Annotated in this window: 12 protein-coding genes; 3 read left to right on the forward strand and 9 right to left on the reverse strand. The window is 69.6% G+C overall.

Features of this window, described 5'->3' with window-relative positions; translation table 11 throughout:
- Positions 1 to 218: 218 nt before the first annotated feature.
- Positions 219 to 1,397, forward strand: coding sequence for an alpha/beta hydrolase family protein (locus tag RN607_RS05535; protein ID WP_313544895.1), 1,179 nt, complete (start codon positions 219 to 221; stop codon positions 1,395 to 1,397).
- Here RN607_RS05535 and RN607_RS05540 read toward each other — a convergent pair.
- Positions 1,389 to 3,524, reverse strand: coding sequence for a sensor domain-containing protein (locus RN607_RS05540; RefSeq protein ID WP_313544897.1), 2,136 nt, complete (start codon positions 3,522 to 3,524; stop codon positions 1,389 to 1,391). The genes RN607_RS05535 and RN607_RS05540 overlap by 9 nt on opposite strands.
- A 237-nt stretch (positions 3,525 to 3,761) precedes the next feature.
- On the opposite strand from RN607_RS05540, the gene RN607_RS05545 reads away from it, so the two are divergent.
- Positions 3,762 to 5,063 (forward strand): S1C family serine protease, encoded by a 1,302-nt coding sequence (locus RN607_RS05545; RefSeq protein WP_313544899.1) that lies wholly within the window; start codon positions 3,762 to 3,764, stop codon positions 5,061 to 5,063.
- 75 nt (positions 5,064 to 5,138) lie between these two features.
- Here the strand turns inward: RN607_RS05545 and RN607_RS05550 are convergent, their stop codons facing one another.
- Positions 5,139 to 6,746 (reverse strand): methyl-accepting chemotaxis protein, encoded by a 1,608-nt coding sequence (locus RN607_RS05550; RefSeq protein ID WP_313544901.1) that lies wholly within the window; start codon positions 6,744 to 6,746, stop codon positions 5,139 to 5,141.
- 221 nt (positions 6,747 to 6,967) lie between these two features.
- On the opposite strand from RN607_RS05550, the gene RN607_RS05555 reads away from it, so the two are divergent.
- Positions 6,968 to 7,345 (forward strand): hypothetical protein, encoded by a 378-nt coding sequence (locus tag RN607_RS05555; RefSeq protein WP_313544903.1) that lies wholly within the window; start codon positions 6,968 to 6,970, stop codon positions 7,343 to 7,345.
- 13 nt (positions 7,346 to 7,358) lie between these two features.
- On the opposite strand, the gene RN607_RS05560 is transcribed toward RN607_RS05555, so the two are convergent.
- The 7 genes from RN607_RS05560 to RN607_RS05590 form a co-directional block, all read right to left on the reverse strand.
- Positions 7,359 to 7,640, reverse strand: a complete 282-nt coding sequence (locus RN607_RS05560; protein ID WP_313500707.1) for a hypothetical protein — start codon at positions 7,638 to 7,640, stop codon at positions 7,359 to 7,361.
- A gap of 211 nt (positions 7,641 to 7,851) precedes the next feature.
- Entirely contained in the window at positions 7,852 to 8,130 is a 279-nt protein-coding gene (locus tag RN607_RS05565; RefSeq protein WP_313500709.1) for a hypothetical protein, read from the reverse strand.
- 109 nt (positions 8,131 to 8,239) lie between these two features.
- On the reverse strand, positions 8,240 to 9,415 hold the full coding sequence (locus RN607_RS05570; RefSeq protein WP_313544905.1) for an aminotransferase class I/II-fold pyridoxal phosphate-dependent enzyme: 1,176 nt from the start codon (positions 9,413 to 9,415) through the stop codon (positions 8,240 to 8,242).
- A complete protein-coding gene (locus tag RN607_RS05575) occupies positions 9,415 to 10,317 on the reverse strand; it encodes a ketopantoate reductase family protein (RefSeq protein ID WP_313544907.1) in 903 nt (300 codons plus the stop codon). Before RN607_RS05575 ends, RN607_RS05570 begins: the two co-directional genes overlap by 1 nt.
- A 197-nt stretch (positions 10,318 to 10,514) precedes the next feature.
- Positions 10,515 to 11,366, reverse strand: coding sequence for a fumarylacetoacetate hydrolase family protein (locus RN607_RS05580; RefSeq protein ID WP_313544910.1), 852 nt, complete (start codon positions 11,364 to 11,366; stop codon positions 10,515 to 10,517).
- Entirely contained in the window at positions 11,363 to 12,238 is an 876-nt protein-coding gene (locus RN607_RS05585; RefSeq protein WP_313544912.1) for a fumarylacetoacetate hydrolase family protein, read from the reverse strand. Before RN607_RS05585 ends, RN607_RS05580 begins: the two co-directional genes overlap by 4 nt.
- A 27-nt stretch (positions 12,239 to 12,265) precedes the next feature.
- Positions 12,266 to 13,090, reverse strand: coding sequence for an ABC transporter permease (locus RN607_RS05590; RefSeq protein WP_313544914.1), 825 nt, complete (start codon positions 13,088 to 13,090; stop codon positions 12,266 to 12,268).
- Between the last annotated feature and the right edge of the window lie 11 nt (positions 13,091 to 13,101).

A 13,101-nucleotide genomic window follows, 5' to 3' on the forward strand; every position in this document is an offset into this window, starting at 1 on the left:
GTACCCGGCGCCGTTGCCGGTTCAGGTCCACTATCGCCACGCCACGGATATCAGGGAATCCCTATCTGGGTATGTCTTGCATCACTCATGCTGATACTCGGCGGCCGGTGAGGCATCGCTCGCGCTGATAGTTCGCATCGACAGATTCGACTGTGCTGATGGACCTGTGGTTCCTAGGGTGAAGCCGTACGCAACGGCGCGAACCGGCTGGAGTCCCCATGTTCATGTACTTCCCGACCAACTATGTGTGGAGCATGGCGGCGGTGGCCGCGCTCAACAACGGTGGCCTGATCGACGAGGTGGACCGGGCCTGCAAACCCGTGCTGGAGGCCTCCCGCAACGGTGACGACGTGGGAACCGAACTGCTGTACGCCTCGTGGGCGGCGGTCGCCGACCGGTTGGTCGCCTCGGCCAAGGACGACGAGGCACGGGGCCGACGCATCGGTGCCGGCGACAAGTACTACCGGGCCAGCCTCTACGTCTCCCAGGCCGAACGCCTCCAGTCGCCCGAGTGGGAGGGGCGCAAGGCGGCGTATCAGCGCTCGATCGACCTGCTGCTCAAGCACGTCGAGCTCGCGGGCGCCCGCTTCGAGACTGTGGAGATCCCGTACGGCGAGGCAAGCCTGCCGGGCTACCTCCTGCACGCCGACCCCGACGTCGTCGTCCCTGGTACCAAGCCGCCCGTCGTCATCCAGTGGAACGGCCTCGACTCCACCAAGGAGATGATGTACTACTCGCAGTTCCCGCAGATGCTCGCCCGACGCGGCATCTCGACCCTCATGGTCGACACCCCAGGATCCGGGGAGGCGCTGCGCATGCGCGGGCTCACCGCGCGCTACGACACCGAGGTGTGGGCCGCAGCGTGCATGGACTACCTGGAGACCAGGGACGACGTCGACGCGAGCCGGGCGGGCATCGTCGGCTGGTCGCTCGGCGGCTACTACGCGCCGCGTGCGGCTGCGTTCGAGAAGCGCCTCACGTTCGTCGTCGCCTGGGGAGCCAACCACGATTGGGCCGCCGTGCAGCGTCGGCGGGTGGATCGGGAAGGCGAGAATCCCGTCCCGCACTACTGGAAGCACGTGTTCTGGGTCTGGAACGCGAGCGACCTCGACGACTTCATGGAGCGCACCCAGCACATGCACCTCGACGGAGTCGTCGAGCGGATCGCCGTGCCGTTCCTCATCACCCACGGCGCGAACGATCGGCAGATCCCCGTCGACATGGCTCACCGCTCCTACGAGCAGGCCGTGAACAGCCCCAAGCGCGAGCTCAAGATCTTCGACGACCCCGAGGGCGGCACCGAGCACATCTCGATCGACCACATGGCCTACGTCGCGGCCTTCATCGCCGACTGGATCGCGGAGGTGGTCCCGGACATCGACGCGGCGCTACTGTGACCCGTCCTCGACGGTGAGCGGTGAGGAGCGGTTCAGCGTGACGGGGATCGCCGTGATGGGTCCCGGCCGCGCCAGCAGGTAGCCCTGCCCGAAGGAGCACGACGTCGCCTTCAGCTCGTCCAGCTGATGCGGGGTCTCGATGCCCTCCGCCACGATCGTGAGGTGGAGCGTCTGTGCGAGCCCGATGATCGCACGCAGGAAGGCGCCGTCGCCCTCATCCGATCCCACCGGGCTGACGAATGCCTGGTCGATCTTGATCATGTCGACCGGCAGCTGGCGAAGCCGGTTGAGGGACGAGTAGCCGGTGCCGAAGTCGTCGATCGCGACGCGCACGCCGTGCGATCGCAGCGCGCCGAGCGTGGTGCGGCTGCGCTCCTCCAGCAGCAGGCCCTCGGTCACCTCGAGCACCAGGTCGCGTGGCTCCAAGCCCTGGTCGCGCAGCACCGTCATCGCGAAGTCAGGGAAGGTGTCGTCCTCGAGCTGGAGCGGGGACACGTTCACGGCCGCATACGCGTCGCCTCCCGTGTGCTCGCGCCACTGCGCGAGCTCGGCGCACGCTCGGACCAGCACCTGCCGACCGAGCTCGTGGATCAGTCCTGCCTGCTCCGCGACCGGGATGAAGATCGAGGGCGGGACGGTGCCCAGCTCCGGGTCGTGCCAGCGTGCGAGCGCCTCGATGCCCGCGGTCGCACCCGAGTGGAGCTCCACGATCGGCTGGAACTCGAGCGTGATGGCACCGGTGGCGACGGCGAGCTGCAGCGCCTCGGCGAGCCGGAACTGCTCCACCGCGCCCTCGTGCATGCTGGGCTCGTAGACGGCGTGACGTCCCCGGCCGCGCGCCTTGGCCTGGTACATCGCCAGGTCCGCGTTGCGCAGCAAGGTGCCGGCTGTCTCGTCAGCGCAGGCGACGGCGATGCCGATGCTTGCCCCGACGATGACCGTGCCACCGCTGAATGCGATCGGCGCCCCATGGAGGGAGTCGAGGATCCTGTCGGCCAGAGCGGACGCCTCCTCGACGGTCGCGTCCCGCAGCACCAGCCCGAACTCGTCCCCGCCCAGGCGTGCCGCGACGTCGCGCTCCCTCGCGCAGGACCGGATGCGGCCCGCGGCGGCGATGATGACCTCGTCGCCCGTCGCGTGACCGAAGCTGTCGTTCACGGTCTTGAAGTTGTCGAGGTCCACGAACAGCACGACGGTGCCACGGCCCTCCCGGGTCGGCGCGGCGAGCGCCTCGTCGACGCTCTCGCGGAAGCGGCTCCTGTTCGGCAGGCCTGTCAACGAGTCGTGGTACGCGTCGTGGCCCAGCTGAGCCTCGAGGTCCTTCTCCTGGGAGACGTCCACCAGCACACCCTGGATCGTCGGCGTGCCCGCGTGGTCGTAGAGGACCACCGCGTCGTCGCGGACCCACAGCGACGAGCCGTCGCGGCGGAACATGCGGTAGGTGTCGGATCGCCGTTCCGTCGAGGACCCGTCGGCGAGCATGAGGTGCTCGCCCGCGATGAGACCTTCGCGGGCCGCGGGGTCCACCTGGCGCCACCACAGGCCTGGGTCCGACATCCACTCCTGCGCCGTGAAGCCCAGCATCGTCTCGATCTGGGGGCTCACGTAGTGCCAACGGCCGAACGCGCCTGGCGCAGCGGAGTACACGACGGCGGGCACCCGCTCGACGAGCACGCGGTATCGCTCCTCGGCGGCCCTCAGATCGCTCACCAGGCGCTTGCGCTCGGTGATGTCCATCGCGATGCCGATCTCGTAGGCGGGGCTGCCGTCCGCCTGGCGCACGAGCGAGACGGTGAGCGCCACCCAGATCCAGCCACCGTCCTTGCGGCGGAACCGCTTCTCCATCTCGAAGCTGTCGATCTCCCCGGCGGCGAGCCGACGGGAGAGCTCGAGGTTGACCGGGATGTCGTCAGGATGCGTGTAGTCGGACCATGACAGCGTGGCGAACTCCTCGGGCGTGTACCCGAGCATGCGATGCAGCGCGCCGTTGGTCATGCTGGTGCGCCCCACCGAGTCGACAAGGCCGATGCCGACGGGCGCGAGCTGCAGGATCATCTCGAGCTGCGCGACGCGCGCCGCGGGGTCGTCGACGCCCTGCAGGGCGGACCCGTTCTCCGTCTCGCTCACGCCTGCCCTCCTCAGCCCGAGACCTTGCGAGTCTCATCGTCCCGCGAGCGGCCGGAGTGAGAGTCTCCGGCCTCAAGGCATCATCCTCGCGTGGATCGCGCCGCGGAGCCTTCTATTCATGGGGAACTGCGTGCCGTGTCGGCCACGGGGATTCTTAGCAATCTCTGTGGTTCCTCCCGGGGTCCTCCCCGGTTCGAGGAGTGGATTAGGGGGAGAAGCTCAGCGAGGGAGATGACCATGACCGCTCAGAACATGCACCACGACGACGGTGCGCAGACGGGCTACCTGACGATCGCGCTGGTGCCCGAGGCGCGGCACTCCCGGCGCCGGAAGGTGATAGGGAGCGCCGTCGGCGCCGCAGCCGTGTCCGCGCTCGCCATCACCGGCCTGGTCGTCGGCGCGAACGGAGAATCGACGACGGCGCTGTCCAGCGGCTCGTCCGCGCAGACGGCGAACCTGCCGAGCCTCGGCGACTCGTCGTCCGGCGCTTCGGGCGGCACCTACGCCGGTCCGCGCGGAGGGTATGGCGGCACCGGGACCTGGCCCGGCAGCGATTCCGGATCGTCCAGCTCGACCGCGTCGGTGCAACAGGATGCGACGACCGCGAGCAGCTCCGAGTCCACCGGCATCGTCCTGATCGACACCGTGCTCGGATACGACCAGGCACAGGCCGCCGGCACCGGCATGATCCTCACCTCCGACGGCCTGGTGCTCACCAACAACCACGTGATCGACGGCGCGACCGAGATCACCGTCACCGATGCGTCGACCGGCAAGACGTACACCGCCACGGTCGTCGGCACCGACGCCACCTCCGACGTCGCGCTGCTGCAGCTCCAGGACGCCTCCGGCCTGACGACCGTGACGCTCGACAACGAGGGCGACCCCGCCGTCGCCGACGATGTGACCGCAGTGGGCAACGCCTCCGGCGGGGGAGTGCTGATGGCGGCCGACGGCACCGTGACCTCCGTCAACTCGTCCGTGACGACGTCCTCCGAGTACTGGGTGTCAGGCGAGACGCTCACCGGCATGATCGAGTTCCAGGCCGACGTGGTCTCCGGCGATTCGGGCGGCGCGCTGCTCGACTCCCAGGGCGAGGTGGTCGGCATGACCACCGCCGCATCCACCGGCAGCGCCACGGTCACCGCATACGCGATCCCGATCGAGGACGCGATGTCGATCGTCGACCAGATCCTCGCCGGCGACGCGTCCGGCGACGTCACGCTCGGATACCCTGCGTTCCTCGGCGTCGGCATCGCGAGCGACGCGACCATGGCGCTCATGCCCGGCGGCTCCGGTTCGAGCACCGCAGGAGCACAGATCGCGTACGTCTACGACGGCACCCCCGCAGCCAGCGCCGGACTCGTGGCGGGCGACGTCATCACGGCGATCGACGGTACAGCCATCACGAGTGGAGACCAGCTGTCCACCCTCATCGCCGAGCACAGCCCCGGTGACTCCGTGACACTCACGTGGACCGATACGAGCGGCGTCGCTCAGACCGCGACCGTGACGCTCGCCTCCGGACCCGCTGCCTGACGCAGGAAGCGCCACAGACGGCGCCTGCCACCCCCTCGGGAGCGGCAGGCGCCGTCGTGTGCAGCGCACGCGTCGTCAGACGACGAACTTGTCCAGCTCGGAACGGAGCTCCTCGGCCATGGTGCGCACCGACTCGACCGACCCTGTCATGCGGTTCACCACCTCGACCGAGTTCGCGACGCCGGTCGCGACCCTGTTGATGTTGGACGACACCTCGCCGGAGCTGTCCGCGGCATCCGCCACCCCGCGCGACATCTCGTTCGTGGTGGCCGTCTGCTCCTCGACCGCCGAGGCGATCGTCATCTGGTAGTCGTTGATCTGAGCGATGATCTCGGTGATCCGGTCGATCGCCTCCACCGCCACGGTCGTGTCCGCCTGGATCGCCTCGACCCGGAGCGAGATGTCCTCGGTAGCCTTCGCGGTCTCCTGCGCGAGCTCCTTGACCTCGCCGGCGACCACGGCGAAGCCCTTGCCCGCCTCACCGGCACGGGCCGCCTCGATGGTGGCGTTGAGCGCGAGCAGGTTGGTCTGCTCCGCGATCTGGGTGATGAGCTTCACCACGTTGCCGATCTCGCGGCTCGACTCGCCCAGCCTGGAGACGCTGGCGTTGGTCGCGGCGGCGACGTCCGTGGCCTGGGCGGCGACCTGGGCGGCCTCGTTCGCGTTCTGCGAGATCTCGCGGATCGAGGCGTCCATCTGCTCGGCGCCCGACGCAACCGTCTGGACGTTCAGCGACACATGCTCGGACGCCTCCGCGACGCGGCCCGCCTGGGAGCTCGCCTCCGAGGACTCGCGTGCGACCTCGGCGCTGGCCGCGGTGAGGTCCTCGGCCGCCTGCGCGAGCGACGTCGCGCTGCGGTCCACGCCGGACAGGGTCGCCCGCAGCGAGGCCTGGGCGGTGGCGAGAGCACGAGACATCTGCCCCAGCTCATCCCTGGTGTCGACGGCGGCGTCGGCGGTGAGGTCTCCGCCCGCCATCGTCTCGAGAGCGGTGACGCATCGGCGCACCGGGCGCACGATCGACTGCACGAGCACGATCCCGATCAGCACCGCGAGCACCAGAGCCGCCGCGGCGACCACGAGCTGCACGAGGGTCGCGGTGTGGGCTGTCGCCGTGGCTGTCGCCTCGGTCGCGGTCACGTGGTCGGCCACGAGCGCATCGAGCGCCTCGGTGGCGTTGAGCAGGTTCTCCCACGAGGTCCACAGCTCGTTGTAGAGCATGTCGTACGCCTGAGCGACGGCCGTGGGAGACCCGTCGTCGAGCAGAGCCAGGTATGCGTCGTTGTCATCCGTGAACACCTGCCATGCCGCCTGCAGAGACTGGAACGCCGCGGCCTCGTCGCCCTCCCACGGCATGCTCGCGAGCTGCGTCATGGTCTGATCCGCGGTGTCGATCGCGGCGAGGGTGCCCACCGCGTTGTCCGACGTGAGGCCCTGATCCTCGCCCGCGTTCGCGGCTGCGGACATGTAGGCCTGCCAGCCGTTGATCTCCGCGTCGTGGTAGCGCATGTCCTGGATGCCCGCGCGTGCGTGCTGCATCCCGCTCACCATCTGCTGAGCGGTCTGCTGGGACCGCGAGGACGCGATCCCCGTGGCCGCGAGAGCCAGCATCAGGGCGCCGAGCACCGCGAGCGCGACGGTGATGCGCGCGCCGACCTTGAGACGTGACACGAGGGTGATCATGACTGGGGTGCTCCTTCTCCGGGGCGCGCGGCTTGCGCAAGGTCGGATCTCACCCGGTCATTCGACTGCGCAGGTGCGGATGTGAGGGATCGGCGGCGTGCGGCGGTGCGTCATCCCGCGAGCGGCGCGCTGCTGCGGACGGCGTTGCCGTCGCGCGACATTCCCAAGATCGGATATGTTCGGATCACGTCGAACCGGGGGGTCACGTGGGGTGGGCAGTGGTGAATCGCGACGGCAGCTGGCTCGTCGAGCGGCGGCGACGGTGGCCGCGCCTGAGCGCCTTGGCGCTCGTGTCCGCGTGGGCGCTGCTGGTGGTGGCGATGGGCGCGGCCGCCGCAGCGCACGCCATGCAAGGCACCACGTTCGCCACCGTGCTGATCTGGTCGATCGTGCTCCCGGTCGCAGGTGTCGTCGTGTATCTGTTCGGAGGCAGGGCCGCGTCGCGTCCTGTACGCGCGCTGCTCGCAGTCGACTCGGATCAGGAGGATGGTGCCGTGGTGTTGACGCTGGTCGACGCCGTCAACGAGCCCCACCGTCTGGTGGTCGACGAAGGGACCGCAGCGAGCCTGACCGACGCGTTCGGCGACGGCAGACGGTAGGTCGCACGCGACGTCACAGGTCGTGCGCGCGATCGCGGCGCAGCACCTCGTCGGGGCCCAGCGCCCTCACCAGCGCCGCGGTCTCCAGGTTCCTCAGGAAATGCCTGGCGCCTTGGAGTGCCCGCAGCAGTCCGAGAGCGAACAGGCCGAGCCCCAGGACCACTCCGATCGAGACGAGGTCGGGCCACACGAACATCGACACGATCGCCACCGCCGAGTACGCGACGGGCGCTCCCACGAAGGCGAGGAGCAGGCCCTGGACGATCTCGTCGGCACCACGCTTCAGCTTGAACATGCCGCACTCCTTACAGGCGGTCGGACGCCGTTGTCCGCTGCTCATTCCGATGCTAGCCAGGGTGCCGCCCCACCGCACGAGCGGGATCGGTGTCCCTGAGACGGCGCTCGCGGACCCGCGCCGTGGCGCATCGAGCTCCATCGACGCACCTGGCAGAGAGGCACTCGTGCACGCCCGCGCGCTCGCACAGCGTCCGTGGGATTCGCGGAGGCTACTCTCCCGCGTCGAGCCGGGCGACGGCATCGGCGCCGTGGATGGCGATCAGCGCGGCCGTCTCCGTGGTGTGGAGATAGATCCGCGCACCCGTCACGGCTCTCCAGACGCCCCACCAGAACAGCACGATCGCGGCGATCGCGCCGAGCACGACGAGGGCGACCGCACCCGACTGCAGCCCCAGGAACGCCAACGGAACTCCGGCGACAGGCGCACCGATCAGGGCGATCAGCAGGCCCGTGATGATCTCGCCACCGCCACGCTTCGGTCCGTCCATCCGCGTCCCCCTTCGCCGTGCGGCGTCCGGGATGGAAGCGCCGTCCATGCGGTGATGCTATCGATGGGTGCCGTGTCGTCGCGAGGGCGGCGCGCGGACCGTGACCACCTCACCCTAGCGTGGCCAACCAGCGGCCCAGCCGGGCGATCCCTTCGACGATGTCCTCGCGGGACGACGCGTAGGACAGCCGCACATGGGTGTCGCCGTGCGTCCGACCGAAGTCCTTGCCCGGTGTGAGCGCCACGTGCGCCTCCGCGAGCGCCCGCTCGCAGAACGTCCAGGCGTCCAGGCCGGTGGACGACACGTCCGGGTACACGTAGAAGGCGCCGTCCGGGACCGAGTCCACTGGAAGCCCGATTCTGGCGAGTCCGTCGACCATGAGGTGACGGCGGGCGACCAGCTCGACTCGCCGCGCCTCCGCCTCGGCGAGCGCCTCAGGCTCGAAGCAGGCGAGCGCCGCGAGCTGGGCCGGCGTCGAGGCGCTGAGGAAGAAGTCCATCGCGAGCGTCTCGGCAGGGCCCACCAAGGCCTCGGGCAGCACGCACCATCCAAGGCGCCACCCCGTCATCCCGAAGTACTTCGAGAAGCTGTTGACGACGATCGCGTCGGGGTCGTGCGCCAGCACGGTCTGCGGCGCTGCGCCGTCGGAGTCGGGGTCGGCGAGGTCCAGATAGATCTCGTCGACGATCCGCCAGACGCCGCGCGCCTTCGCCAGCTCGCAGATGGCCGCCAGCTCCGCGGCGGGCAGCGACGTGCCCGTCGGGTTGGACGGGGTCGCGATCATGACGGCCTGGGTCGCATCGGTCCAGGCCTCGCGGAGCAACTCGACGGTGAGCTGGTAGCGGGTGGCGGGCGTGGTCGGGATCGGCACCAGATGGCCGCCGAACGCGAGCACCAACTCGCGGTTGCACGGGTAGGACGGGTCCGCGAGCAGCACGTCCGCGCCCGGATCGACGGTGATGGCTGTGACGAGCAGGAGAGCGGACGACGCACCGGACGTGATCGCGATGCGTGCCGGGTCCACGTCGACGCCGTGCCGGTCCTTGTAGAACCAGGAGATCCGTTCGCGCAGCGCCGGCATGCCGAGCGCGAAGCTGTAGGGGAGCGCGCGGCCGTCCATCGCGTCGACCATGGCCTGACGCACCGACTCCGGGGCGCCGAAGGAGGGCTCGCCGATGTTGAGGCGGACCACAGGGTGGCCCGCGTCCTCGATCGCGGTGGCCTTCTGGATCAGGCCCATCGCGTGGAACGGCTCGGCGGTCATGGCGCGCTGGGAGATGCGCATCACCCCTCCTCAGGTCGCAGCGCTCCGAGGAGCGCCAGGATCATGGTGTTCACAGGCACGTCGACTCCGTGCGAGGCCGCGATGCGGACGACCGCGCCGGTGAGGGCGTCGTGCTCGATCGGGCGTCCCGCCATCACGTCCTCCCGCATGGACGACGTGTTGTTCGCGGGCGCTGCCGCCTGCAGCCACGCGACGACGGCGTCGGCGTCCGCCTCGGTCACGGCGGCACCCTCCGCGCGTGCGACCGCGGCGACCTCGCGGGTGATGGATCGTGCGAGCGCGGCGATCGCGGGGTCCAGCAGCACCTCGCTGCGGCGTCGCGTGAGCGAGGTGAGGCTGTTGCCCGCGCAGTTGATCATCATCTTGGTCCAGAGGACCTCGGGGAAGTCGGCTGCGGCGTTCATGCGCATGCCGCCGACGGCGAGCGTGGCCGCGAGAGCCGCGCCTGCACCGGCCGAGGGCAGCGCGATGTCGTGCTCTCCGACGCGCCGCATGGTCGCCACGCCAGGGGCGGTGCGTTCGACGTTGAGGTACACGATCGCGGGGATCGCGTCCGCCTGGCCGATGTGCGGCGCGACTCGCTGGACCTGCTCCACGCCGTTCTGGGCCACGAGGATGGTGGCCCCTGCGTCGGCACCTGTGCGGAGCCAGCCGGCCATCGCGTCGGTCGCGTACGCCTTCACCGCGAGCACCAGCACGTCGACGTCGCCGAGCTCGCCGGGCGTGTCCAGGTGCGTCGCCTCCCACGTCTGCGGGACGCCGTCCTCGACGATGGTGATCGACTCGACAGGCGTGCGGCCGCCGCACAGCAGGATCGTGCTGCCGGCACGTGCGAACGCGGAGCCGATCGCGAGGCCGATCGCTCCCGCTCCGACGACTGCGACCTTGGGTGTGGCGTGCACGTGACCTCCAGACTCGGTGGCGGGGCTCACCAGAAACCTACCCGCGATCCAGGGTCTCGCCTGCAGCCCCGCGCAGCGAGGGCCCCGTCCGTGGCCGTCGGACGGGGCCCTCCACGCTCCATGCCGCCTTGAATGGCATGGAGCGTCGATTCCGGTGGCCGCAAGGAGGAGAGGGGAGCGACCGCCGGAGGTCGGTGTCAGGCGAAGCGGGTGACCATGGCGCCGAGCCCTTCGATCGTGCTGGTGAGCACCTCGCCCGCCTGCAGGAATCGGGGAGGCGTGCGTCGGTTCCCGATCCCGGCAGGGGTCCCCGAGAAGATGAGGTCGCCGGGCAGGAGGGTGACGACCGCGGACAGCCGCGCGATCAGCTCCGGCACGTCGTAGATCATGCGGGAGGTGCGGCTGTCCTGCATGGTCTCCGTGCCGACGGCGCACCTGATCGCCAGGTCCATCGCGTCGGGCACCTCGTCGGGGGTGGCCAGCCATGGGCCAGTGGGGGAGAAGCCCGGATGCGACTTGGCGAGGGAGAACTGAGGCTTGGAGCCCTCGAGCTGCGCGACCCGCTCGGACAGGTCCTGGCCGATCGTCAGCCCCGCCACATGGCTCCACGCGTCGTCGCGGGCGATCCGGTGCCCGCCGGTGCCGATGACCACCACCAGCTCCACCTCCCAGTCCACGTGGCCCTCGGGAAGCGTCACCGTGGCCTGCGGGCCGGTCAGGCTCGAGGGGAACTTGGTGAAGGTCACGGGCATGCTGTCCGGCGGGTAGCCGGCCTCGTCGGCGTGCTCCCGGTAGTTCACGCCGATCGCGAAGATCTGCGCAGGCCGAGGCACCGGCGGCCCGAGCCTCGCCAGGTCCACCGAGCACCGGCCCGTGCCTGCCGCGTCGGTCAGGTCCAGGGTGGACGCCCATGCGGTGAAGGTCCGCCAGTCGGCGAAGGCATCCATCGGGTCGGGACCGAACGTGCCGCCGGAGGCCGTGGCGACGTCGACCGCGTGCTCGTCGTCCGCGATGAGCACCAGTCGATCGTCGAGGTTGCCCAGTCTCACCAGTCCACCCGCTTCGGTGCGGGCTCGCCGTACGCCTCCTCCCAGGACACGACCTTGTTGCGCAGGGTGCCGATGCCCTTGATCTCCGCCTCGACGACGTCGCCGGGCTGCAGGTAGAAGTCGAACGGGTTCGGCTGCACCGCGGCGACGCCCGAGATGGTGCCGGTGGTGATGAGGTCTCCGGCGGAGTACACCTGCGGCGAGTGGTACGCGACCAGGTGCGGCCACGTGATGCGCGTCTTGTTGGTGTTGCCCTGCTGGCGCACCTCGCCGTTGACGCGCAGCTCCATCGGCAGGTTGTGCATGTCCGGCACCTCTTCCTTGGTGACGATCCACGGCCCGATCGGGCAGAACGTGTCGATGCCCTTCGAGAACGAGAAGACTCCGGACTCCATCTCCTTGCGCTGGATGTCGCGCGCGGTGATGTCGTTGAAGACGGTGAAGCCGGCGATGTAGTCCTCCGCCTCGTCAGGGCCGAAGAACTTCCCGCTCTTGCCGATCACGATCGCGAGCTCGAGCTCGTAGTCCAGCTCCTTGGTGAGCCCTTCGGGGTAGACGATGTCGTCGTCGGGGCCGATGATCGCGTCCAGGTTCTGGAAGAAGACGATGCCCTTGTGGACGGGGTGGGACCAGTCCACTGCCGTGAGCTCGTTGTGGTGGTCGATGAAGTTGCCGGCCGTGTGGAAGAACTTCTTGGGACGGATGGGTGCGCGCAGCGTCACGTCCTCGTAGCGCAGGCGCTCGCCCGTCTCGCCGACCTTGCCTCCACGCTCGAAGTACTCCCTGGTGGAAGGCACGTCGAGCTCGATGACGACGCCCTCCTCGAGCTCGAGGCGGCCGACGCGGCCCTCGTCGAAGGTGATGAGCTTCATTGCTTGCCTTTCTGTAGGGTCGGCGGCTCAGCGGCCGCCGTCGTGGGACACGCGCCTCTCCACGGCGGAGAGGAGGCTGTTGACGGCGACCACGCCCACGCACACCACGAGGATCATGGCGTCGAGGCGTTCCGCCTGGTGGTTGACGATCTGGCGGGCGATGAACGAGCCGACGCCGTCGATCGAGATCATGAGCTCGGCGAGCAGCACGCCGAGCATGGTGAGGGACGCGCCGATCTTGAGCGCTCCGACGATCTCCCCCAGGGATGCAGGGACGACGACGGCCGCGAGCCGTTCCATGCGCGACGCGCCCATCGTGTGCGCCGCCTCGAGCAGGTCGCTCCTCACCCCGTGGCTGGCGGTCATGACGATCAGCACCACGGGCACGATGCCGTGAAGCACGCCGAACGCGATCTCCGAAGGGGCGCCCAGGCCCACCCAGAGCACGAGCAGCGGATAGAACGGCACGAGGGGGGTCGCGTACAGGATCGTCACGACGTCCCGCGAACCCTCGTAGAACGCCCGCGAGATGCGGCCGAGCACGATGCCGAGCGGGATGCCGAGCGCTGCCACGACGGCGAAGGAGACGAGGAAGCGCGCGGTGGTGTTCCACAGCTCGCCGAGCGCGTCCGGCTGGAGCACCTGGGACAGCCCCGTGGTGAGCACCGCGCTCGGCGGGGCCAGGTACGGGTCGTCGGCCAGCACCGTGCGGGTGACGACCTCCCAGACGAGCACTGCGACCGCGATCGTCCCCCATCGGACGAGCGCCGCCTGCGTCCGCAGCGTCGGTGCGTGCCGACCTGGGGGGCGCACATGGCTGGCGGGGCCCGTCACGATGGGGGACACGGTCACGGTGATCGCTC

It is taken from the genome of Demequina capsici (assembly GCF_032102965.1).
Taxonomy (GTDB): domain Bacteria; phylum Actinomycetota; class Actinomycetes; order Actinomycetales; family Demequinaceae; genus Demequina; species Demequina capsici.

What these genes read in the sequence shown, in the direction of transcription:
- RN607_RS05535 (WP_313544895.1), top strand. Translation starts at nt 219, where the DNA reads ATGTTCATGTACTTCCCGACCAACTATGTGTGGAGCATGGCGGCGGTG.
- RN607_RS05545 (WP_313544899.1), top strand. Translation starts at nt 3,762, where the DNA reads ATGACCGCTCAGAACATGCACCACGACGACGGTGCGCAGACGGGCTAC.
- RN607_RS05550 (WP_313544901.1), bottom strand. Translation starts at nt 6,746, where the DNA reads ATGATCACCCTCGTGTCACGTCTCAAGGTCGGCGCGCGCATCACCGTC.
- RN607_RS05560 (WP_313500707.1), bottom strand. Translation starts at nt 7,640, where the DNA reads ATGTTCAAGCTGAAGCGTGGTGCCGACGAGATCGTCCAGGGCCTGCTC.
- RN607_RS05565 (WP_313500709.1), bottom strand. Translation starts at nt 8,130, where the DNA reads ATGGACGGACCGAAGCGTGGCGGTGGCGAGATCATCACGGGCCTGCTG.
- RN607_RS05570 (WP_313544905.1), bottom strand. Translation starts at nt 9,415, where the DNA reads ATGCGCATCTCCCAGCGCGCCATGACCGCCGAGCCGTTCCACGCGATG.
- RN607_RS05585 (WP_313544912.1), bottom strand. Translation starts at nt 12,238, where the DNA reads ATGAAGCTCATCACCTTCGACGAGGGCCGCGTCGGCCGCCTCGAGCTC.